Source organism: Corynebacterium sp. ES2794-CONJ1 (assembly GCF_025660615.1).
Classification (GTDB): Bacteria; Actinomycetota; Actinomycetes; order Mycobacteriales; family Mycobacteriaceae; genus Corynebacterium.
On record NZ_JAOTIM010000001.1, the window covers coordinates 165,709 to 186,778 of the forward strand.

20 protein-coding genes are annotated in these 21,070 nt (G+C 52.9%); 1 reads left to right on the forward strand and 19 read right to left on the reverse strand.

The features are described from left to right. Nucleotides 1-3 precede the first annotated feature (3 nt). The 7 genes from mihF to pyrR form a co-directional block, all read right to left on the reverse strand. Nucleotides 4-327 (reverse strand): integration host factor, actinobacterial type, encoded by a 324-nt coding sequence (gene mihF / locus N7326_RS00755; protein WP_259076728.1) that lies wholly within the window; start codon nt 325-327, stop codon nt 4-6. A gap of 248 nt (nt 328-575) precedes the next feature. Next, nucleotides 576-1,421, reverse strand: coding sequence for an orotidine-5'-phosphate decarboxylase (gene pyrF / locus N7326_RS00760; protein ID WP_396124691.1), 846 nt, complete (start codon nt 1,419-1,421; stop codon nt 576-578). Further along, nucleotides 1,408-4,767 carry a carbamoyl-phosphate synthase large subunit gene (gene carB / locus N7326_RS00765; protein ID WP_259076726.1) on the reverse strand — a complete coding sequence of 1,120 codons (3,360 nt, stop codon included), beginning with the start codon at nt 4,765-4,767 and terminating at the stop codon, nt 1,408-1,410. The genes pyrF and carB overlap by 14 nt, the downstream gene beginning before the upstream one ends. A 17-nt stretch (nt 4,768-4,784) precedes the next feature. Further along, nucleotides 4,785-5,915 carry a glutamine-hydrolyzing carbamoyl-phosphate synthase small subunit gene (gene carA, locus N7326_RS00770; RefSeq protein WP_263088094.1) on the reverse strand — a complete coding sequence of 377 codons (1,131 nt, stop codon included), beginning with the start codon at nt 5,913-5,915 and terminating at the stop codon, nt 4,785-4,787. 40 nt (nt 5,916-5,955) lie between these two features. Then, complete coding sequence (locus N7326_RS00775) at nt 5,956-7,296, reverse strand: dihydroorotase (RefSeq protein ID WP_259076719.1); 1,341 nt, start codon at nt 7,294-7,296, stop codon at nt 5,956-5,958. A gap of 27 nt (nt 7,297-7,323) precedes the next feature. Then, nucleotides 7,324-8,265, reverse strand: coding sequence for an aspartate carbamoyltransferase catalytic subunit (locus N7326_RS00780; RefSeq protein WP_259076717.1), 942 nt, complete (start codon nt 8,263-8,265; stop codon nt 7,324-7,326). A gap of 2 nt (nt 8,266-8,267) precedes the next feature. Beyond that, on the reverse strand, nt 8,268-8,837 hold the full coding sequence (gene pyrR / locus N7326_RS00785) for a bifunctional pyr operon transcriptional regulator/uracil phosphoribosyltransferase PyrR (RefSeq protein ID WP_259076715.1): 570 nt from the start codon (nt 8,835-8,837) through the stop codon (nt 8,268-8,270). Between the two features lie 474 nt (nt 8,838-9,311). Here pyrR and N7326_RS00790 point away from each other — a divergent pair, with 474 nt between their 5' ends. After that, nucleotides 9,312-10,670, forward strand: a complete 1,359-nt coding sequence (locus N7326_RS00790) for a TIGR01777 family oxidoreductase (protein ID WP_259076713.1) — start codon at nt 9,312-9,314, stop codon at nt 10,668-10,670. A 622-nt stretch (nt 10,671-11,292) separates the two neighbouring features. Here N7326_RS00790 and N7326_RS00795 read toward each other — a convergent pair. The 12 genes from N7326_RS00795 to ruvX form a co-directional block, all read right to left on the reverse strand. Beyond that, nucleotides 11,293-12,024 (reverse strand): hypothetical protein, encoded by a 732-nt coding sequence (locus tag N7326_RS00795; protein ID WP_259076709.1) that lies wholly within the window; start codon nt 12,022-12,024, stop codon nt 11,293-11,295. 194 nt (nt 12,025-12,218) lie between these two features. Then, a complete protein-coding gene (nusB, locus tag N7326_RS00800) occupies nt 12,219-12,797 on the reverse strand; it encodes a transcription antitermination factor NusB (protein WP_259076707.1) in 579 nt (192 codons plus the stop codon). Between the two features lie 27 nt (nt 12,798-12,824). After that, on the reverse strand, nt 12,825-13,388 hold the full coding sequence (gene efp / locus N7326_RS00805; protein WP_259076705.1) for an elongation factor P: 564 nt from the start codon (nt 13,386-13,388) through the stop codon (nt 12,825-12,827). 119 nt (nt 13,389-13,507) lie between these two features. After that, nucleotides 13,508-14,599: a M24 family metallopeptidase gene (locus tag N7326_RS00810; protein ID WP_259076703.1), complete on the reverse strand. Its 1,092-nt coding sequence runs from the start codon at nt 14,597-14,599 to the stop codon at nt 13,508-13,510. A gap of 86 nt (nt 14,600-14,685) precedes the next feature. Next, nucleotides 14,686-15,129 carry a type II 3-dehydroquinate dehydratase gene (aroQ, locus tag N7326_RS00815; RefSeq protein WP_259076700.1) on the reverse strand — a complete coding sequence of 148 codons (444 nt, stop codon included), beginning with the start codon at nt 15,127-15,129 and terminating at the stop codon, nt 14,686-14,688. A 12-nt stretch (nt 15,130-15,141) separates the two neighbouring features. Further along, a complete protein-coding gene (gene aroB / locus N7326_RS00820; RefSeq protein WP_259077098.1) occupies nt 15,142-16,203 on the reverse strand; it encodes a 3-dehydroquinate synthase in 1,062 nt (353 codons plus the stop codon). 5 nt (nt 16,204-16,208) lie between these two features. Further along, nucleotides 16,209-16,721: a shikimate kinase gene (locus tag N7326_RS00825; RefSeq protein ID WP_259076698.1), complete on the reverse strand. Its 513-nt coding sequence runs from the start codon at nt 16,719-16,721 to the stop codon at nt 16,209-16,211. Nucleotides 16,722-16,732: 11 nt separating this feature from the next. Further along, a complete protein-coding gene (gene aroC / locus N7326_RS00830) occupies nt 16,733-17,938 on the reverse strand; it encodes a chorismate synthase (RefSeq protein ID WP_259289229.1) in 1,206 nt (401 codons plus the stop codon). Between the two features lie 37 nt (nt 17,939-17,975). Continuing rightward, nucleotides 17,976-18,362, reverse strand: coding sequence for a prepilin peptidase (locus tag N7326_RS00835; protein WP_259076694.1), 387 nt, complete (start codon nt 18,360-18,362; stop codon nt 17,976-17,978). A gap of 64 nt (nt 18,363-18,426) precedes the next feature. Next, nucleotides 18,427-19,239, reverse strand: a complete 813-nt coding sequence (locus N7326_RS00840) for a shikimate dehydrogenase (protein WP_259076682.1) — start codon at nt 19,237-19,239, stop codon at nt 18,427-18,429. A 12-nt stretch (nt 19,240-19,251) separates the two neighbouring features. Next, nucleotides 19,252-20,403 (reverse strand): endolytic transglycosylase MltG, encoded by a 1,152-nt coding sequence (gene mltG / locus N7326_RS00845; RefSeq protein WP_259076680.1) that lies wholly within the window; start codon nt 20,401-20,403, stop codon nt 19,252-19,254. 89 nt (nt 20,404-20,492) lie between these two features. Beyond that, on the reverse strand, nt 20,493-20,993 hold the full coding sequence (gene ruvX, locus N7326_RS00850) for a Holliday junction resolvase RuvX (RefSeq protein WP_259076677.1): 501 nt from the start codon (nt 20,991-20,993) through the stop codon (nt 20,493-20,495). Nucleotides 20,994-21,070: the final 77 nt, after the last annotated feature.

Sequence of the window (21,070 nt, forward strand, 5' to 3'; positions counted from 1 at the left end):
TGATTAATCCTCGGAGAATCCGAAACGCTCCAGGAGCGCACGGCGCTGACGATCGCCGAGACCACGTAGACGACGCGTCTGAGCAATTTCGAGCTCTTCCATGATTTCCTTGGCCTTGACCTTACCAACCTTGGGCAGGGACTCCAACAGCGCAGAAACCTTGGTCTTTCCGATAATTTCGTTCTCGGAAGCCTTCTCGAGGACTTCCTTCAAAGTGATGTCGCCGCGCTTGAGTTCTTCCTTGAGCTTAGCGCGAGCTTTACGTGCTTCTGCAGCCTTTGCCAGGGCTTCTTTACGCTGCTCGTTGGTCAACTGTGGGAGTGCCACGTTGGAGCCTCCAAATCGTTAGGGAAATACTGGATTAAAATTCTTGTAGTGCGCCTTTGCACAGATCACGCAAAGGCTCATGCGAAAATCTACCACAAAATATTTGTATTACAACGTTGAAATTAATAATGCTGTTCTGCCCGCTTCACGGTAATTTGCAAATCTTCTGGTACTACCCTATTTCTCGGTTAAAACCGCAGGTCAACAACGTGTAGACCTGCGGTCTGAATAAACCCTCTGAACTGGTGTTATGAGAATTCCTCAGCACATTTTCGAGCCTCGTCGCGGAGTTTGCTAGCACTCGGCCCATATCTGAGGATCGCCCGCGAGATATTAGGGAAACTTAAATCGGTTACCCCCTTTGTAATGCGAGCAACATCACTCGCCTGTGCTCCCTGAGCACCCACTCCCGGGAGCAAAACTGGCCCGTTGAACTCACTGAGATCAGGAGGGTTATCCACTGTTGCTCCAATAACCACGCCGATATCACCCACGGAGTGAGTATGGTGCTGGTTATTGACTGATGCGGCCGCGTTAACGATCTGTTGGGAAACCCTAACGCCGTGGGCGTCACAGTGGTTTTGAAGGTGTCGAGCCTCTGGGTTGCTTGTTGCAGCCAGGACGAAAAGGCCGCCCTTATGGTGGTGAGCGAGCTCGATAACAGGCTGGAGAGAGCCAAAACCTAGATATGGGGAGACCGTTACGGAATCGGTTCCCAGCGGCGAGGAGGGATCCAACCACGCCCGAGCATATCCTGCCATAGTGGAACCAATATCGCCTCGTTTGGCGTCGGCAAGCACTAGAGTTCCAGCCTGCCTAAGCTCACTCAGAACAGTTTCTAGCACCGAGATACCAGCAGCTCCGAAAGCCTCGTAGAAGGCAACTTGAGGCTTGATCAAAGCCACATGGCCGGCGAAGGCTTCAACGCAGATCTCAGAGAATTTCTCGATACCAGATGGGGAGTACTCTAAACTCCACGCGCTCAGTAACTCAGGGTGTGGGTCGATCCCCACACATAAACGGCCCCACCGTCGCCCCGCTTCACGCAACCGGTAACCAAAACCAGCACCTTGTTCCATATCAATTGGATTCATGGCGGCCCACTGCGTGATCAAGTTCTTGCAAAGCTCGCACCGAGAGAGTGCCGCGACGTCTAGCCTCTATCCCCTGCACTGCCGCCGTGACGCCTTGAACAGTGGTCACTAATGCAACACCTGCACCCACTGCGGCGACACGAATCTCATAGCCATCGTGAAGAGCCCCTGCGGATCCCGCTGGAGTATTGAGAATAAGGTCTACCTTGCCCTCGTGAATTAAGTCCACAATCGACTTACGTCCTTCGTAGCCTGGCTGGTCTACTTCGGAGCGTTTGAGCACCTGCTCGCATTCAACGCCATTACGGCGCAACATGGCTGCGGTACCAGAGGTGGCTAAAAGTTTGAATCCGAGGGATGCTAAACGCTGAATTGGGAAAATCAGGGTTCGCTTATCGCGGTTGGCAACTGACACGAAAACGGTACCCTGAGTTGGTAGCGCTCCGAAGGCTGCTTGCTCAGCTTTGGCGTAGGCCGCACCGAAATTATCAGCCAGTCCCATCACCTCACCCGTGGACTTCATCTCGGGAGAGAGCAAGGTATCGAGCATGGTGCCATCGGGGCGCCTAAAGCGAGTAAAGGGAAGCACCGCCTCCTTCACTGCGATTGGGCTTTCTAAGGGGAGCGATCCACCATCATGGTCGGTAGGGATCATTCCCTCTTCTTGCAGCTCCGCGATGCTAGCACCTGTCATGATTCGTGCCGCCGCTTTGGCTAGATGGACCCCGGTTGCTTTTGATACGAAGGGCACTGTACGAGAGGCACGTGGATTGGCTTCGATGACGTACAAAATATCGTCCTTCAGAGCGAACTGAACATTCATCAATCCCTTGACCCCAATCCCATGGGCAAGGGCCGTCGTGGAACGTCGCACATTTTCGATATCCTCGGCACCCAAAGTCATTGGCGGGAGAGCACAGGCCGAATCACCAGAGTGAATTCCAGCCTCCTCGATATGCTCCATAACACCTGCTAGATAGACATTCTCGCCATCACACAAAGCGTCAACGTCGATTTCGATAGCATTATCTAGGAAGCGGTCTACGAGAACAGGATGATCGTTCGTAATTTCCGTGGCTCGGTCTATATAGCTCTCGAGAGATTTTTCATCGTAGACGATTTCCATACCTCGCCCGCCCAGTACATACGAAGGGCGCACAAGTACGGGATAACCAATTTCGGCGGCTACCGCGCGGGCTTCCTTAAAGGAGGTTGCGGTACCGAATTCCGGAGCTGGTAGTTCCGCTTTTCGCAAGACTTCGCCAAACTCGCCGCGATCCTCCGCGAGATCGATAGCCTCGGGGCTGGTGCCGATAACGGGAACCCCAGCATCGCGTAGTTGGGCCGCGAGACCCAGAGGAGTTTGACCCCCCAGTTGCACGATCACACCTGCAACGGTGCCCGACTGGGACTCAGCATGGTAAACCTCCATAACGTCTTCGAAGGTCAGTGGCTCAAAGTATAGCCGGTCGGCCGTATCGTAGTCTGTGGAAACAGTCTCCGGATTGCAATTGATCATCACGGTTTCGTAGCCCACCCGTGATAATTCAAGAGCCGCGTGCACACAGGAATAGTCAAACTCAATACCCTGGCCGATGCGGTTCGGGCCGGAGCCCAAGATGATAATTTTCGGCTTTTCCCTCTGTGGGCTCACCTCGGACTCGGCGGCTGGATCGAGTTCATATGCCGAATAATAATACGGGGTCTGGGCCTCAAATTCTGCCGCGCAGGTATCAACAGTTTTGAACACCGGACGAATTCCTAGCGACCAACGCAAGCGGCGAATCCCCGCCTCACCAGCGAATTCTGGTCGCAACTGGGCAATCTGACGGTCGGAGAGGCCATAGAACTTAGCTCGGCGCAACAAGTCTTCTGACAGAGTTTTTGCGGCGATCATTTCTTCGCGGAAATCTACTAGTGATTTCAATTCACCCAGGAACCACGGATCTATTCCGGACTTTTCGTGAACCTGCGCGATTGTGGCACCAAGACGAAGCGCCAATTCCGCGTCATATAAACGGCCTTCGGTCGGACGAACGAGGTCCTCGAGGACGGCCTGGAGGTCTCGGGCGCGATCGCCGGCGAATACTTCATCGTCTACGGCCCAAAAGCCAGCCTGCTTATTTTCCAAAGACCGCATGACCTTTCCTAAGGCTGCGATATAATTGCGCCCGAGACTCATGGCTTCGCCTACGGATTTCATGGTGGTCGTAAGCGTATCGTCGGATCCTACGAATTTCTCGAATGCAAAGCGAGGAGCCTTAACGACCACATAATCTAAGGTAGGTTCGAAAGCTGCTGGCGTTACCTTGGTGATATCATTATCGATCTCATCGAGGGTATAACCAATGGCTAATTTGGCTGCTATTTTGGCAATAGGAAATCCCGTTGCCTTCGAGGCCAATGCCGAGGATCGCGACACTCTGGGATTCATCTCGATGGTGATCAGGCGCCCATCCTTTGGATTGAGCGCGAACTGGATATTACATCCACCAGTATCAACACCCACTTCGCGGATGATTGCGATACCCTGATCGCGCATTTTCTGGAATTCGCGGTCGGTCAAAGTCATGGCGGGGGCCACCGTCACGGAGTCACCTGTGTGCACACCGAGAGCATCGACATTCTCAATCGAACAAACAACAACGACGTTATCGGCGCTGTCACGCATCAATTCGAGCTCATATTCTTTCCATCCCAGGATGGATTCTTCGATCAACACATTGGCCTCAGGAGATGCAGCTAGGCCGCCACCGGCTATACGCTCAAGATCGTCCTCGTTATAAGCCAAACCAGAACCTAAACCACCCATAGTAAAGGAGGGTCGCACAACGACAGGGAGACCAAGTTCTGCAACGGTTTCATGCACTTGTTCCATATTGTGGCAGACTCGTGAACGGGCAGACTCTCCGCCAATCTTCGCTACAATATCTTTGAATTTCTGACGGTCTTCACCCCGTTCGATGGCTGCTATATCAGCGCCGATGAGCTCAACACCGTATGCGTCGAAGGAACCGCGCCGATCTAGCGCGATGGCGGCATTCAGCGCAGTTTGGCCTCCGAGGGTCGCCAGCACTGCATCGATGGGGTGTCCTTGAGCACGCTCTTTTTCGAAGATCGCCTCTATATATTCGGGTTCAATCGGCTCAACGTAGGTATGATCGGCAAACTCTGGGTCGGTCATAATCGTGGCCGGATTAGAATTAACCAGGCTAACTCTCAAGCCCTCGTCCTTTAAAACGCGGCAGGCTTGGGTGCCCGAGTAGTCAAATTCGCAGGCTTGACCAATGACGATTGGACCTGATCCGATAACCAGGACGTGCTTGATATCTTGGCGTTTTGGCATTGTACGCTTCCTCCTGGTTAGTTTTTCTGCTGCGCTGCCATCACGGCAACGAATTGGTCAAAAAGCGGCTGGGCATCCGTGGGGCCGGCTGCGGCCTCGGGGTGATACTGCACAGAAAAAGCGCGGCCATTGACAAGAGCTACACCCTCAACAGTGCCGTCGTTTAAGCACGTATGTGTTATCTGCGCTCGTCCAAAGGGGGTATCGAAACTTTCACCCGGTGACCCCTTTAGAGCGAATCCGTGATTCTGGGAGGTGATATCGATCTTGCCGGTGAGGTGATTAAGAACGGGAACATTGATACCCCGGTGACCGAACTTCAATTTATATGTCTCAAGTCCCAGCGCACGGCCGAGGATTTGATTCCCGAAACATATGCCAAAGAGAGGTATTTCGTGTTTGAGGATCTCTTTGACAATTCCGACCATGATATCTGCGGTAGCAGGGTCCCCTGGTCCATTGGAGATAAAAATACCGTCAGGCTGATGGGCCATAATATCTGCAAAGGAAGTATTAGCTGGAACAACAACAGTTTTAATACCGCGGCGGGCAAAATTACGTGGTGTATTCGATTTGATACCCATATCGTAGGCAACCACCGTAAACTGGGGGTCTCCCTCACTATCCACGGTATACACATCATCGGTACTGACTTGCTCCGCCAGGCTCTGCCCAACCATCTCAGGTTGGGATTTGACGATCTGGATGAGTTCGTCAAGTGCCTTGTCGGCATCGTCACCGGAGAAGATACCAGCCGTCAATGAACCGAAATGCCGTAGATGCCGCACTATGGCACGGGTATCGACGCCCTGGATACCCACGATATTCTGAGCGACCATTTCCTCTTCCAGGGAACGACGAGCACGCCAGCTGGAAACGGTGGTGGAGAGATCGCGAATCACGAGACCAGCGACCCAAATGCGGTCATCGCGAGATTCACCGTCTTCGTCATTCCACCCAGTATTTCCAATCTGAGGGGCGGTGGTCACCACGATCTGTCGATGATAAGAAGGATCTGTCATGGTCTCCTGATATCCGGTCATCGCAGTGGTGAAGACCGCTTCACCTAAAGTGCGGCCAAGAGATCCGAAGCTTAAGCCGCGGAAAACCTTGCCGTCAGCTAGAACAAGGAGCGCTGGGGTGCGCATAGGGTTATTCACTATATGAGCCTTTCGAGAATTTTCCTGCTTATTGAGCTTCGGGCGCCCTAAGCTGCGTGATGGTACCGCGTAAAATGGTGGCAATAACCCTAGCGTCAAAAGTCATCCCCGCATAGGGCGTATTGGAAGACTTCGAAGCCAGGGCCAATGGATCGACTGTCCACGGCTGATTCTCGGCAATGAGCGTGAGATTCGCGGGTTCGCCTTCAGCGATGGGGCGACCGTGGCCCGGAAGCCGGACGAGTTCGGCGGGCCGTTCAGACATGACTTTTGCGACAAAACGCCAGTTAGCCAAGCCGGAAGAGACAAAGAGTTGAGCAATGATGGCAAGCGAGGTTTCCAACCCCAGCATTCCTGGGCGAGCGTTCTCAAACTCACAGCATTTCTCCTCAGAACCATGAGGAGCGTGATCGGTAGCAACTATATCAATGGTGCCATCCAGCAGGGCATCGCGTAACGCCACCGTATCTGATTCCTCACGTAGCGGAGGGTTGACTTTATTCACGCCATCATAAGTTTCTAAACGCTCGTCGGTGAGCAACAGGTGATGCGGGGTAACCTCGGCGGATATGGGAATATCCTGACTCTTGGCCCAGCGCACCAACTCAACGGTGCCCTTAGTGGAAGCATGACAAATATGCATCCGGGTGCCATAATCCCGACAGAGTAGAGCATCGCGAGCCACTATGGACTCCTCGGCAACACGTGGCCAGCCCTGCAAACCTAATGTGGCAGCTCGTTTTCCTTCATGTGCCGACGCTCCATCTGTTAGTCGCGGATCCTCACAATGCTGAGCAAGGAGTACGTCCGTACCCTTAGCGTATTCAATAGCCCGGCGCATCAATAACGGATTGTCCACACATTTTCCGTCATCGGAGAATAGCCGCACCTTGGCTTGTGAACGCGCCATCATCCCAAATTCGGTCAGTACCTTGCCTTCAAGGCCCTGCGTAATCGATCCGACGGGGTGAACATCGCACAGACCTATGTCTTGGCCTTTAGCCCACACGGCCTCAGCGATGATCGACTGGTCCATCACGGGTTGAGTATTAGCCATAGTAAATACTGCAGTGAAGCCACCGCGGGCGGCTGCGAGCGATCCCGTCGCGATGGTTTCGGTATCTTCTCGACCTGGTTCACGTAAGTGCACGTGAATATCTACCAGCCCAGGCAGTAGAACAGCACCCTGACCATCGATGATCCGATCAGCTTGGGTTTGTTGCGAATCGAGTTCGATGATGACCCCGTTGTCAATGAGAATATTTTGGGGTTTGCCTTCGCCATAGGGGCGTATGTTTTTGAGCAATAAGGTTCCAGGAGCCGCCGGTGCGAGCTCACCCGTGGCAGGATAATGAACTGAATCAGACATCTATGTTTTCCTTCTCTGACGCGTGATTTAAAAGCCGTGGTTATCGGAATGAGCAAGCAGCGTAAATAACACTGCCATCCGGCTGTGAACACCATTGTTCACCTGCTGTAGCACTGCAGTGCGAGGTAAGTCAGCGACATCGTAGCTAATTTCCATACCGCGCAGCATTGGGCCTGGGTGCATGACAATGGCCGACTCTTTGAGCAGGGATTCCCGCTCGCGATTCATCCCATACAGGGTTGCGTATTCGCGGTGTGACGGGAAAAAACCTCCATGCATGCGTTCTTTTTGAACACGCAGCATCATTACGACATCAGCGTCTTTAAGCTCGGAATCCATGTCATAGGAGGTTCGAACTGGCCAGTTCTCCACTCCCTGAGGAAGCAGGGTACCTGGTGCTACCAGTACTACGTGAGCTCCAAGGGTGCTGAGAAGATCAACGTTGGATCGTACGACTCGGGAATGGAGACAGTCACCGACGATCACGACCTTCTTGCCCTCAATCTCGCCCAGGCGTTGTCGCATAGTGACGGCATCAAGAAGAGCCTGGGTAGGGTGCTGATGCGCACCGTCTCCAGCGTTGATGACACTAGGGCCATCACCGCCTGGGGCGACCCACTCGGCCAATTGCGCGGCGGCACCAGCAAAAGGATGCCGAATGATGAGGGCATCCGCGCCTACAGCTTTGAGTGTGAGTCCCGTATCTTTGAGCGATTCTCCCTTTTGCACCGACGACGATGAGGCCGAAATATTGATAACATCGGCACTCATCCACTTACCCGCGGTTTCGAACGAGGAACGCGTTCGCGTGGAATTTTCATAAAAAACCGTGAATATAGTCCGCCCGCGCAGCGTCGGCAGCTTCTTGATTTCTCGACCCATTAGGGCCTCGCGGAAACGGTCGGCCTCGTCCATGAGTGCAAGGATCTGATCTTTGCCCAGGTCACCGATGGAAAGTAGGTGCTTCATCTTTACTTGTCGCTTCCTCGAGTTAGGATAACCGCGTCACGGCCATCAATTTCATGTAGCAGTACGGTGACATCTTCGGTGCGAGAAGTGGGAAGATTCTTGCCCACATAATCAGCACGAATGGGTAATTCGCGGTGACCGCGATCAACAAGGACTGCTAATTGTACTGAGCGGGGCCGCCCCAAATCGCGCAGAGCATCAAGTGCGGCGCGGATAGTTCGTCCCGAATAAAGGACGTCATCGACTAAGATGATATGAGATCCGTCAACTCCCCGAGTGGGAATTTCTGTGGGTTGCAGAGCGCGATGTGGCTTAGAGCTGAGATCATCACGATAAAGGGTGATGTCTAAGCTTCCAGTAGGAATATCTACGCTTGAAAACTCGGCGACTTTTTGCTGTAAACGCTTAGCCAGAGGTACGCCCCCGGAGGGGATGCCTAATAACAGGATGGACGAATTGTCAGCGGCGTCAAGGGCCGTTTTTTCGATAATTTGGTGCGCGATGCGTGCGATAGTGCGCGCCACGTCTTCAGCTTTAAAAAGCTCGACCGTAGCGGGTTTAGATTCGCTCATCGTGACCTCCTTCCCCGCCTCTCTGTGCGGTCCGTTAAAGGATGTCGTGCCCCGAATGAGGCGATGGACAGTATGAAATTGTTGCGATGGCTGATCCGCTGGCCACCGCAAAGCGACCGTATAGATTCAACTAGGTGAGATGATAGCACCTCAGGTAATAGACTATAGCAATTTCGAGCGAGCAACTCCCCCACAACTGCCATTGTGTACCCGAACTGGTAAAGCTTCCGAGCAGAAACTGGAATGAGGGCAGCGGCTGCTAGCTGGTTCATAGTCTCCCCTCATTGACAAAAAAGCCCTAAACTGGTGGGTAACGATTATCTCTACGCCTTTAGCTAGGCGCCAAGATAGGCAGAGCCTGCAAGGCTCTCCTTATCGCCATGATTCGACACGGCCGTTCTCCTAAGATCTGCCACGTCGTTTCAGCGACGTTGCCGAGTTTTAAAGCTATATCAAGAAAGAGCACACATCCTTATGAGTCTTCATTCCACCCACGTTGTCCCCGCCCCGAGGAGTGAGGTGTGGGAGTGGCATAATCGAAAGGGAGCAGTATTAAGACTCTCCCCTCCATTTTTCCCTTTCAACCCGATCTCTGAGGCGGAGTCCTTAAGCACGGGTACAACCGTTTTTGCACTCCCAGCAGGGCTGAAGTGGGTAGCCCGCCACGACCTGTCGGGGTATGTTGCTGGACGTCAATTCACTGATATCTGTGCCACAGCTCCGATCCAAGTACTGGCTAACTGGCGCCATACTCATATCTTCGACGACACCTCCATCGACGATATCCAGGCGACTGCTATCACCGATGATGTTCGCACCCGGCTGCCCAGTTTGAGCTTGAATCCAATGTTTGCGTATCGACAGCACCAAATCATCAACGATTTCCAGGCTAAAGCCCGATTCGAGGTGATAAGTGATCGGAAACTACGCGTTGCGATCACAGGGTCGAACGGAACTGTGGGACGCGCTCTCGCTGCGCAACTGAGCACTCTGGGTCACACAGTTATCCCTTTGGTGCGCAGCAATCCCGAGGGTGACCAACGCCTTTGGGACCCCGAGTGCCCCGATAAAAAGCTTCTCGAGAATGTTGATCTCCTCGTTCACCTCGCCGGTGAACCTATTTTCGGCCGCTTCAGTGAGGCCCACAAGAAGGCGCTTTGGGATTCTCGGGTGGAGCCAACCCGTAAACTCGCCCAACTCGTAGCTCAATCGGATGATTGCCACACGATGATCTCAGGCTCCACGATCGGAGTCTACGGTCACGACCGTAGTGGCGAGACCCTCGACGAAGAATCTGACACGGGCGAAGGATTTCTCGCGGATTTGGCTCGCAACTGGGAGGCTGCGACCAGTCCTGCCTCTGAAGGAGGCAAGCGGGTAGTTAACCTACGCACGGGCATCGTTATTTCAGGGCGTGGTGGTTTTCTGCCAGTCATGCGCACGCTTTTCTCGACAGGGTTAGGGGGGCACCTCAGTGATGGTTCTCAAGGTTTCTCATGGATTGCGCTCGATGACCTGACTGACATAATCATCACCGCGGCTCTTGACGGTCATATATCGGGCCCCATTAATGCCACCAGTCCCAACCCTGTTACCAATGCCGAGATGTCTAAGATGCTAGGGGCTCAGTTAAGGCGACCGGCGATATTCCCAGTCCCAACGCTTGGTCCCAAAATCCTCCTGGGTTCGCAGGGGGCCGAAGAATTTGCGCTGGCCGATCAGCGGGTACTACCGCGAGTGCTATTAGCTCGCGAGCATATTTTCAGGTATCCGGGCCTTGAGCAGGCTTTGGCTCATGAACTCGGCAATGAGGAGCTTGTCGACGCTTCTTAGACTGTTCCCCTGCCCAGGACGCTGAGCGGCCTGGGCATTTCTTATCCAGCTGTGGTGCGCCACGTGAAGTCTCAGTGTTTCGCACAGCGATAACCAGGTTACGAGACTTTCCCTGTATATACCCATAGAGGCTCTCGCCTGATTGATATCGTCGGCACGTCGACCGCATGAACGAAACTCTATCGAGTTTCCACAGCCACGATTCCAAAGATTAGATCACAGATCCACCACCGTTCGGTATTTCTGATCCACAAATGCGTTAACCCTTCGAACCTCTCGTCGAATACTTTCTTCAGTCCTCTACAGCTGGAATGGTTGCTACCGTGCGGGCGATATCGTTTCCTCGACGGGGCCGCTGCCACTAAGAATATGAACCCAGTTCACGCACACATAATTCGGACGAAAAGGCTCACCAACGTGGATCAATGGCAAAGTTTTACTTCTCATGAGCCGAATCAAAACTCAATACAACTTTGGGTGCGAACTTCGATGAATCTACCCGTAGGGAGGAATGCAACATAATCTGCGCCACGATCGCAGATATTGCTCCGCCAAAAGTTAAAAGCCGCACCTCCAACCCTGTGGTCTAGGGAGTTGAAGGTACGGCTACGCGCTTAGATGACTACGAGGAGCGTCCCGGAGTAAAGAGAGTAGTCTGGCCGTCCCTGTCCAGGTCAATGTGGTCAGAGGCAAAACCGCTCTGGTAGTTATTGGAATCGAATCGAATATTGATATCGCTTAACTCACTGGGTTTGACCGAGAGAGCTAAAATCCCAGCATCGAGCGGGCGATCAGTTTCTGCCCTCATCTCGGAGATATCACGGCCAGCAATGGTTCCGGACCATGTGCCTTCTGTCACGGGAGTAATTTTGTCGTTAACTTTTTCCACAAAGCTAAAGACAACAGGCGCGGGATTATCGGCTGCGTCAGCTTTAGGAAAATTCGCCACCATAAACTGATCAGTCTGAGGCAAATTGGTGGAGGGCGCAGCAAAGACAATAGCCGGGGACGCAACTTCTTCGTGGGTGGGCTTCGGATCCTCGATTACCACTGTGGTGCTTTCAGCGGCACGCGATCGGTTTACCTCCACAGTGTCGAGCTTCTCGCTCGATCCTGTAGCGAGCGCGGTTAATTGACCGGCTGTCTCCCCAAGTTGTGGATCGTCGAATAGCGTGGTCCCGATATCTTTCACCAAAGTAGGCGCGTTGTCTGGAATCTGGGCCTTCAGCTCACTGACGTTGATTCCGGCGCTGCCCACTATGGACAAGAGAACTGAGGTGATGAGGGCGATAATCTGCTGGACCACTGGAGAGTTGAAGTCGATGTCACCAAGAACTGGCAGGTTGAATTTCACTGCGCCATACCAACTTTCATTTGAGGGCTATGTCTAAGCGCTGAGTCGGCGGCTTACCATATCAACAACACAAGAAACATCCGACACAACTGACTATTTAAAAAACTTCTCTCATTCTAGTCACATCTGTAACAAAATAGCGAGAAAATACCCCCACCACTCTTAAATGATGGGGGTAGCCAAGCTAGATATATTTAGTCGTCTGGGTCGCGACCATCAAAGCTCTCATCGTCGGTTAAATGGGCCTCCGCTTCAGCAAGGGCATCGGCGAACCCCATACTATGCTCGTCCTCATGACCGTCTGGATCATCAAAGGCGCGCAGTTCGTCAATATTTTTCGCAATTGAATCAAGCACGCCGTTGATATAGGCGAATGCATCATCGACTGAGTACTGCGAGGCTAGCTCGATACCGTCCTTGATAGCCGTTTTAACTGGAACGTCCTCATTAAAGATAAGCTCCCATACAGCCACCCGCAGGATAGCTCGATCAACGGCTGATATGCGGTGTAGTTCCCAGTTCTCAGATAGATGAGAGGCTATGACCGAATCGATTCTATCGAGCTCTTCTGCAACCCCTGCCACTATTTCCCTGGTATATGGGTTCACTGGAGCGATCTCACTAGCTGGAAGAGCAGCTAATGAGACTCGATCAGATAACAGGGCTACCGGGTCAATATCACGGGCCTCGGACTCGTAAAGGAAATCAACCGCGCGGCGTCGCGCTTTATAGCGCGATCCATGACGCTTATACTGCGCTCGCGGTGCTGGCATAGGATTATTTTCGGACTCAGCCACGATCTAGTGATTCACGCGTGAGAGGTAGGAGCCGTCCCGGGTATCGACCTTTACTATATTACCGGTCTCCACGAACAACGGAACTTGGATTTCTGCGCCCGTTTCCAACGTAGCGGGCTTAGTTCCGCCGTTCGAACGATCACCTTGCAGTCCCGGTTCGGTGTGAGCAATTTTCAAATCAAGAGAAATGGGAAGCTCTGCAAAGAGCGGCTCTCCCTCATGGAAGGAAACTTGGATGGTTGTGTTCTCAAGGAGGAACCTCGCTCCCGAGCCAACGATATGCTCAGCAAGTTCGAGCTGCTCATAGCTCTTTTCATCCATCACCACGAAGGAAGAACCATCGTGATAGAGGTAGGTCATGTCTCGGCGATCCACGGTGGCTGTCTCAACCTTAACTCCAGCGTTAAAAGTTTTATCGGTCACCTTTCCGCTGACAACGTCCTTGAGTTTGGTACGCACAAACGCTGGGCCTTTACCTGGTTTAACGTGCTGGAATTCGATAATCTGCTGGAGCTTATTGTCGATCTTGAGAACGAGTCCGTTCTTGAAATCAGCGGTTGTTGCCACCTTTATACTTCCTTCTTCATCATTGGCATGAGTGAACGTACAAGATAATACATGATGCATCGCGGTTATTTTAACTCTTCCTCCCGAGACTGCAGACCTGGGGAGGGAGGGAATTTCTCTTAAACGATCATGAGATCTTTGCTCAGACCTGTGAGATTTTCTGCAGCTCCAGCCTGCACAATCAAGGTATCCTCGATACGAACACCTCCGCGCTCGGGTATGTATATGCCAGGTTCGATGGTTACCGTCATTCCCTCGCACAATACTCCCGCGGCATTCTTCGCTGCAGCTGGCGCTTCGTGCACATCGAGTCCGACACCGTGTCCGGTGGAATGGACGAAGTAGTCGCCGTACCCTGCTTTAGTAATAATATCCCGACATGCCTTGTCAACATCGGCAAGCGAGGTACCAGGTACTGCAGCCTTGCAACCAGCCAATTGTGCTTGTAGCACCACATCATAGATTTCTTGGGAAAAGTCCGTTGCATATCCGACAATCACGGTTCTTGTGGTGTCGGAATTATATCCCGCCGCGTAGGCACCAAAGTCTATAGTCACGATATCGCCCTCGCATAGTATCCGATCCCCAGCTTGGTGGTGCGGCATTGCAGAATTCGGGCCAGAAGCGACGATGGTGTCAAAACTGGGCCGCTCGGAGCCTCGCACCCGCATCCTATATTCCAAGTCAGCCGCAATCTCAATTTCGCTACGACCCGCTCGGATGCCACCCTCATCGAGAAGTTCTTGAAAGGCGGAATTTGCTATATCTGCGACACGTCGCAACCGCTCTTGTTCCTCTTCTCCTTTAATACGGCGCATCTTTTCAATGACCTGGGTGACAGGGACTAGTTCGAGACCCTCGCCAGCAGCTTTCTTTAAAATCTCCAGCTGAGTTACCGTGACAAAGTCAGCTTCGAAACCCAGTCGAGCAACGCCGCTGAGACCCTTGATGAGATCCGGGGCACATGCGCGGGCTTCTCGGGCCTTGATATCGGGAACCTCCGCGGCTATTTGTGTTAGGTATCGTCCGTCAGTTGCGATATCTGCCTGCCCATCAGCGTAGACAACCAAACCAGCGTTAGAGCCAGTAAAACCGGACAAGTAGCGCACGTGAGTGAGGTGGGAAATCACGAGAGCATCTAGATTTAGCTCTTTAAGTTCGTGGGCAAGTATTTTCCTGCGATTAACAAAGTAAGAACGTGCGTCCACCATGAAAATTACCTTTCTTCGAAACTCCAGTCGGCCACCTTCGACCAAACTTTGCATGATCTTACTCCTGCTGCACAGGTCCTTGGGTTCTAGCTAGCTTCCGCTATTAGATAATCGAGAGCCAAAAGATAGCCACGTACACCCAGACCCGCAATTGTCCCCTTGGCAATGGGTGAGAGATAGGAGTGGTGCCTAAAGCTCTCTCGGGCTGCGATATTTGATAGATGCACCTCGATGAAACCTGCACCCTCGGATATTTCAGCAAGAGCATCTCGAAGGACTACCGAGGTATGTGTCAACCCCCCAGGGTTGATAATTATTGGTTGTTGTTTATCGACGGCTTCATGTATCCACTCCACAAGCTCGCCTTCATAGTTAGATTGCTTACAGGTAACTGTGAAACCCATGTCATTGGCATGTGCATGAAGGAGCTGTTCCAACTGGGCAAGCGTGGTCGAACCATAAATGTGCGGTTGCCTTTTACCCAACCGATCCAGGTTGGGCCCATTGAGTATTAAAATACTGCGACTCATCGCATTCTCCTTCTAAGAAATTCGCGCATAGGCCTCTTTAAGCTGTGCAGTTGTTGCGTCGTCGATTCGCGTCGGCGTAGCCACGTCGTTGAGGGCCACAAACCTTATCCGACCATCTCTGTTCTTCTTATCCACGCTCATCGCAGCGTAGAGATCCTCGAATCCAGCGTTTTGATAGCGAATCGGTAGACCGATTGAGGAAAGGATTTCCTCATGAAGCGCCACAAGATCACCTGTCATCACACCCTTGATCTCACTTAGGTGAGCAACGAATGCCATCCCTATCGCTACAGCATCACCATGTCGCCACCGGTACTGCTCATAACGCTCTACTGCATGACCAAAAGTATGTCCATAATTGAGGATCTCTCGCAACCCTGACTCCTTGAGATCCTGCGCGACCACATTCGCTTTGACACTGACTGACCGATGAATCAACTCCGGAAGGTCACCTGTGATATCGAGGCAGCGGGTGGGAGATTGCACATAGAGCTCCAAAATCTGGGGATCAGCAATAAAGCCTGTTTTTATTATTTCAGCGCTGCCAGCAATTCGGTCAGATTGAGGAACTGACGCTAGATATTGGATGTCAATAAATACTGCCGAGGGCTCATGGAAAGCTCCTACTAGATTCTTGCCACCGGGAGTATTGATGCCGGTTTTGCCTCCCACCGCAGCATCCACCATGGCTAGCACAGTAGTGGGGATGTGGATAACTTCTATCCCACGCATCCACGTTGCGGCAATAAAACCCGCAAGGTCGGTGGCAGCTCCCCCACCAAACCCAATTATTACGTCGCGTCGGCCGATCTTCAACTCGCCGAGGCGATCCCACAGCCTTTGTGCAGTCGCATAGGTCTTTGCTTCCTCGGCGTCGGGTATCTCAATGATAGTGCTCGGAATTTCAGCCCATTGCTTTATAAGCTGGTGCGCATAGTGAGCTACCGTTGGCTGACATAACACCACAACCCGGCCGGGACCCAGGCTAGAGACGTGGGCAGCGCACTCCGCTTCGAGCCGCTCCCCTATGCACACCCGGTAGGGGCGGGGCCCACGCACATTCACCTCGGCCAACATACTCATTGACAATCCTTAGCATCATAGGATTCCATAAAGCTTAAGATATCCGCTACCACCTGCTGAGGTGGCCTGGTATCGGTGGGGATCCGGATATCCGCTACCTCTCGGTAAAGCGGAATTCGAGGTTTCACCAGTTCTTCGTAGGACATATCATCGAGTAAAGGTCGCGCCGTGGTATCGCGAGTTCTCAGGTCTCCTTCCTCAATGCTCACATCTATCCATGCCACGGGATGATCAATCAGAAGCTTTCGGGTTGCATCCTCCTCGATCGCGCCTCCACCAAGACTAAGCACACCGTTAAGCTGTAGCGCCTCCGCGATCACCTCGGCCTCTATAGCGCGAAAAGTCTCAATTCCTTTGGCCTCAATGAAGTCACGGCACCGCTGACCTGTCCGCTGTTCTATCAGCTCGTCGCTATCAATATGCGCAATATTTAGGGCACTGGACAAACGACGGGCGATAGTTGTTTTGCCGGCACCAGGGGGGCCAACGAGAACTATTTTGGGAGCCATTTTATTCCTTCCTAAAACGCTAGCCTGCGGGCGATCTGGTCTTGGTAGGCCGCGAAATTGCGAGAAGTTTCCACCAGGCTGTCGCCTCCAAATTTTTGCAGCACGGCTCGAGCTAGCACGAGAGCAACCATAGCCTCAGCCACCACTCCGGCCGCAGGAACTGCGCAAACGTCAGATCGCTGGTGGATCCCGGTGGCTGCACGTCCAGAATCGAGGTCCACAGTGCGCAGGGCGCGGGGTACCGTTGATATGGGTTTCATAGCACCTCGCACCACGAGACGTTCCCCATTAGTCATACCACCTTCAACACCACCAGCTCGGTTTGAAAGACGCCTTACCGTGCCGGATTCATCGCGCACCATCTCATCGTGAGCCTGACTGCCAAGGCGTCGAGCTTCCTCAAATCCATCGCCAATCTCGACCCCTTTGATAGCCTGTATGCTCATGACTGCCGCACTAAGTTGTGCATCTAGACGTTCTTCAGCACTGGTATGAGATCCTAGTCCAATCGGTAGACCGTCAACAATTACCTCGAAAATTCCTCCGAGGGTATCTCCCTGCTTCTTAGCCGCTTCAATCTCGTTGATCATTGACGCCTCAGCTCGCGGGGAAAACGCGCGCACGGGCGACTGGTCAATAGTTGTAGCGTCGGCTGCAACAGGGCTGGACCCGGGATCGACCTTAGAGCGACCTATAGAGACAATATGGCTGAACACTTCGACTCCCATGAGCTCTCGAAGGAGATTACGGGCGAGCGTAGCAATAGCGACTCGAGCGGCAGTCTCCCTAGCGGAAGCACGCTCGAGAACGGGACGGGCCTCCTGAAGATCATATTTCAACATTCCCGCGAAATCTGCATGTCCTGGACGAGGCCTCGTCAGTTTTTTCGCCCGACCAGAATCCAATTCTCGAGCCACGTGGGGATCATGTTCATCAAGACGATGAGGTGACATGACGGTGGTCCACTTAGGCCACTCAGTATTTCCAATCATCAAAGCGACGGGGCTCCCCATAGTTAGCCCGTGACGAATTCCCGACAGGAGACTAAGTTCATCTGCCTCAAATTTCATCCTCGCGCCCCGCCCGTAGCCTAGTCGGCGCCGCGCAAGTTGATAGGAAATATCCTCAGTCGTGATGGGCACGCCTGCGGGCATCCCCTCCATCACGGTGATGAGAGCTTGGCCGTGAGATTCGCCTGCTGTAGTCCATCGAAGCATGTGGCAATTATTGCACGAATAAGGGTACTTATGAATTCTACCCCCATATGAAATAGGTGCACACTGTCCCCGCTATCATCGCGGGGCCGTGGGCGATCCGTTGCTTTTTAAGGGCACAAGCTAACGCGATGGTGAAAATCTGCGCGAATATAATGGCCCACAGGACGTGGCTGCCGGCAATGAGACCTAAGGAGGGAGCGAGTTTTACATCACCCAAGCCCATTGCTAATGACTGCCCAGTTATTCGTGCACCTACAGCGATCACCGCATAGAGTCCGGACCAGACAATCGCTGGCCACCACAAATCTGATAGATAAAATGCTGGTACGAGGGCTGGAAGAGTAAGAATATTAGGAAGTCTATGGTAGCGAATATCAAAATAGCTCAGTGCTGCCATCCAAAACCCTGTCACTACGACCATCATGAGCTCTAAGGCTAGATGCCCGAGAGCTCCCTTGTCTTAAGAAACGGGCTTTTCCACAATATTCTCAGTTTTCCATAGAGAGGTGCTGGTTAAACGCGCTTCGCATCTGCTCTCGGGGAGCCGAACGACCAGTGAATATCTCAAACTGCTCATAGGCTTGATGAAGTAGCATCTCGTGGCCGCCGACCGCAGCCAGTCCCCGCGATTGAGCGAGCTGGACAAGGGGCGTGGGCCACGGGTCATAGATCACATCGAGTAGCGAAGTGCGGGCGAGAGCATCTTCATATCCCGCCAAAGCTCTACTGGGAACCGTGGAAATGAGAATATCGGCTCGCGCGGCTAGAGTAGCAAGATCCGCAGAGAAATCGCAGAATGCCAAATCGATCCCGACGGATGCTGCCAGAGAAGAAAACTCGGTAGCGCGGTCACTCCTGTTAACGATGGTGATCTTTTGAACACCAAGCTGGCCTAGTGCAAATACTGCCGGCCGAGCTGTTCCCCCAGCGCCGATAATAAGAGCCTGTCGAAACGGTGAGCGCGCTATTGCCACGAGGGCGCCAGTGATCCCCACACAATCAGTGTTATCGGCACCCCATCCGGTGCCTCTACGGACGAGGGTATTCGCTGATCCAATTACCTCTGCTCGCTCTGATTTGAAGTCAGCGCACTTTAAAGCGGCGAATTTGGCCGGCATGGTTACCGAAAAACCTAAGAAGTCCGGGGCAGCCGATTTTAAGAAATGTGCCAGCTCTCCTTCCTCCACAAGGTGCGCGCTGTAGCTCCAATCGTCCATATCAAGTGCTTGATACCCGGCATTGTGGATCAAGGGCGACAAGGAATGCTTGATAGGGGAACCGAGAACTGCAGCGCGGGGCACGAGATCATCAACCTATCGCTGTGAATCTAGTACGCCATTGGCGAGTGATTGATCGACTGCCTGCAAATGTTCCTCGAAGGTATTGGTAAAGACGGTTGTACCGGACTTGTCTACGGTCACAAAGAAGAGCCACTCGCCTGGTGCGGGGTTCTCCATGGCCTTGATAGCGGTAGTTCCGGCGGCTGCAATAGGAGAATCTGGAAGCCCGTCTTTAGCATAGGTATTCCACGGAGTCACTCGAGCACGGTCCTCCGCAGTTGTAGCTACCTCGACATCGTCGAGGCCGTAGTTGACAGTCGAGTCGAATTCTAGGCGCATGGGTTCTTCCAAACGATTGAGAATAACCCGTGCGACCTTGTCAAAATCACCCTCTGGAGCTTCACGCTCTACTAGAGAGGCTGCGGTTAACAATTCGTAAGGGGTCAATCCGATGGCTCGAGCGCGTGCTTCGATATTGGTATTTTCAAAGGTTTTGGAGGAACGCTTGAGCAGGTCGGCGAGAATTTCCTCGGCGCTAAAATGCGGGTCCACGACGTATTTGCCTGGCACGATCAGCCCCTCCAACCGGCGCGGATCGCTTGACCGTGCGGCCACCTGTGCCCTAGCCCACGTGGGGATATGGAGGTCATCCACATTGGCTGTTGCACCTGCTTGTTGCAGATCGGCGACGGACACGCAATTTGTCGAGCCCTCAAAACAGGTGACCGTAGATATCTGAGAATAAATGCCTGGGCGTTTCTTTCCTCCGACTACATTGACATCCATGAGGGTGGCACCACCTGGTATATCTAGCAGGTCGACTTGTTTGTCGTTATCAAGGAGGGCCCGCACCGCGGCAGCGGCACTCATCCCCTGGCGGAGGCGGTAAACTCCCGGCTGAATATTCCCAGCGGCTGGGTTGTTGGCGGCTGCGGTCTGAAATGCCGGGTCACTTGCAACAATTCCGCGCTCAACCAATTCAGGGCCCTTTTCGGCCATTGATGAGCCTTCTTCAATGACCACTAATTCCACTGCTCCGCTACCTTCGCCTTGAAAATCATAGGGTTTCTGGGTCGCGATACTAGCGCCGATATAGATTATTGCTCCGATAAGAAGCACTACCGAAGCGACGATTACGGCTACAGTACGCTCTCGGCGCTTGACATCATATGATTCGGTATCCATCCAACGTATCCATTTCCTCGGTTGATTCGCAGTGCTCGGCAGCTTAACTAATACTCATTGAATTATCAGACTAGTTGCTTTACCTATAATTATGGCAAATGGCGGTTGATATAGGCGAGTCGCCCATCCAACCACGACTGCAAAATTTCTACCGCTGCCGCTTGGTCGATTATCTTACGCCCCGCCTTCTCGTTGATACCTGATGTTCTTAACGCTTGCTGCGCGACCACAGTACTTAAGCGTTCATCAGCCATGCGTATAGGAATCTCGGGCAATCTCTGGGCGAGCCGCTCTGCAATATCCTGGGCGTGGAGTACACTTTTTGATCCGTGACCACGCAGGTCACGCGGTAAGCCCACGACTACTTCCACGACGTCGTTCTCTTCAACGATATCCACGAGACGATCAATGTCGGCTTTATCGTAGTCGTGGAAGCCAGTTTGTCGTTTTATAGTTTCCAGTGGCATGGCCATGGTGGCGCTGCTTCCCGAGAGCGCTGTACCGATACGCACAGTTCCCACATCTATCCCCAGACGGCGGCCCAATCCGGGATCATTGTGGCCGGGTTGATCGGGTTGCGGTGACTCCATCGTCAGTTGCTTCTCCTTAGATTGATGTTGAAAAAACAGGAGAACGAGCGTAGCTTGTCCTCCTGTTTCACCGTTGA

What these genes read in the sequence shown, in the direction of transcription:
- pyrF (WP_396124691.1), bottom strand. Translation starts at nt 1,421, where the DNA reads ATGAATCCAATTGATATGGAACAAGGTGCTGGTTTTGGTTACCGGTTG.
- carB (WP_259076726.1), bottom strand. Translation starts at nt 4,767, where the DNA reads ATGCCAAAACGCCAAGATATCAAGCACGTCCTGGTTATCGGATCAGGT.
- carA (WP_263088094.1), bottom strand. Translation starts at nt 5,915, where the DNA reads ATGCGCACCCCAGCGCTCCTTGTTCTAGCTGACGGCAAGGTTTTCCGC.
- N7326_RS00775 (WP_259076719.1), bottom strand. Translation starts at nt 7,296, where the DNA reads ATGTCTGATTCAGTTCATTATCCTGCCACGGGTGAGCTCGCACCGGCG.
- N7326_RS00780 (WP_259076717.1), bottom strand. Translation starts at nt 8,265, where the DNA reads ATGAAGCACCTACTTTCCATCGGTGACCTGGGCAAAGATCAGATCCTT.
- pyrR (WP_259076715.1), bottom strand. Translation starts at nt 8,837, where the DNA reads ATGAGCGAATCTAAACCCGCTACGGTCGAGCTTTTTAAAGCTGAAGAC.
- N7326_RS00790 (WP_259076713.1), top strand. Translation starts at nt 9,312, where the DNA reads ATGAGTCTTCATTCCACCCACGTTGTCCCCGCCCCGAGGAGTGAGGTG.
- nusB (WP_259076707.1), bottom strand. Translation starts at nt 12,797, where the DNA reads ATGCCAGCACCGCGAGCGCAGTATAAGCGTCATGGATCGCGCTATAAA.
- N7326_RS00810 (WP_259076703.1), bottom strand. Translation starts at nt 14,599, where the DNA reads ATGGTGGACGCACGTTCTTACTTTGTTAATCGCAGGAAAATACTTGCC.
- aroQ (WP_259076700.1), bottom strand. Translation starts at nt 15,129, where the DNA reads ATGAGTCGCAGTATTTTAATACTCAATGGGCCCAACCTGGATCGGTTG.
- N7326_RS00825 (WP_259076698.1), bottom strand. Translation starts at nt 16,721, where the DNA reads ATGGCTCCCAAAATAGTTCTCGTTGGCCCCCCTGGTGCCGGCAAAACA.
- aroC (WP_259289229.1), bottom strand. Translation starts at nt 17,938, where the DNA reads ATGCTTCGATGGACTACAGCAGGCGAATCTCACGGCCAAGCTCTCATC.
- N7326_RS00835 (WP_259076694.1), bottom strand. Translation starts at nt 18,362, where the DNA reads ATGATGGTCGTAGTGACAGGGTTTTGGATGGCAGCACTGAGCTATTTT.
- mltG (WP_259076680.1), bottom strand. Translation starts at nt 20,403, where the DNA reads ATGGATACCGAATCATATGATGTCAAGCGCCGAGAGCGTACTGTAGCC.
- ruvX (WP_259076677.1), bottom strand. Translation starts at nt 20,993, where the DNA reads ATGGAGTCACCGCAACCCGATCAACCCGGCCACAATGATCCCGGATTG.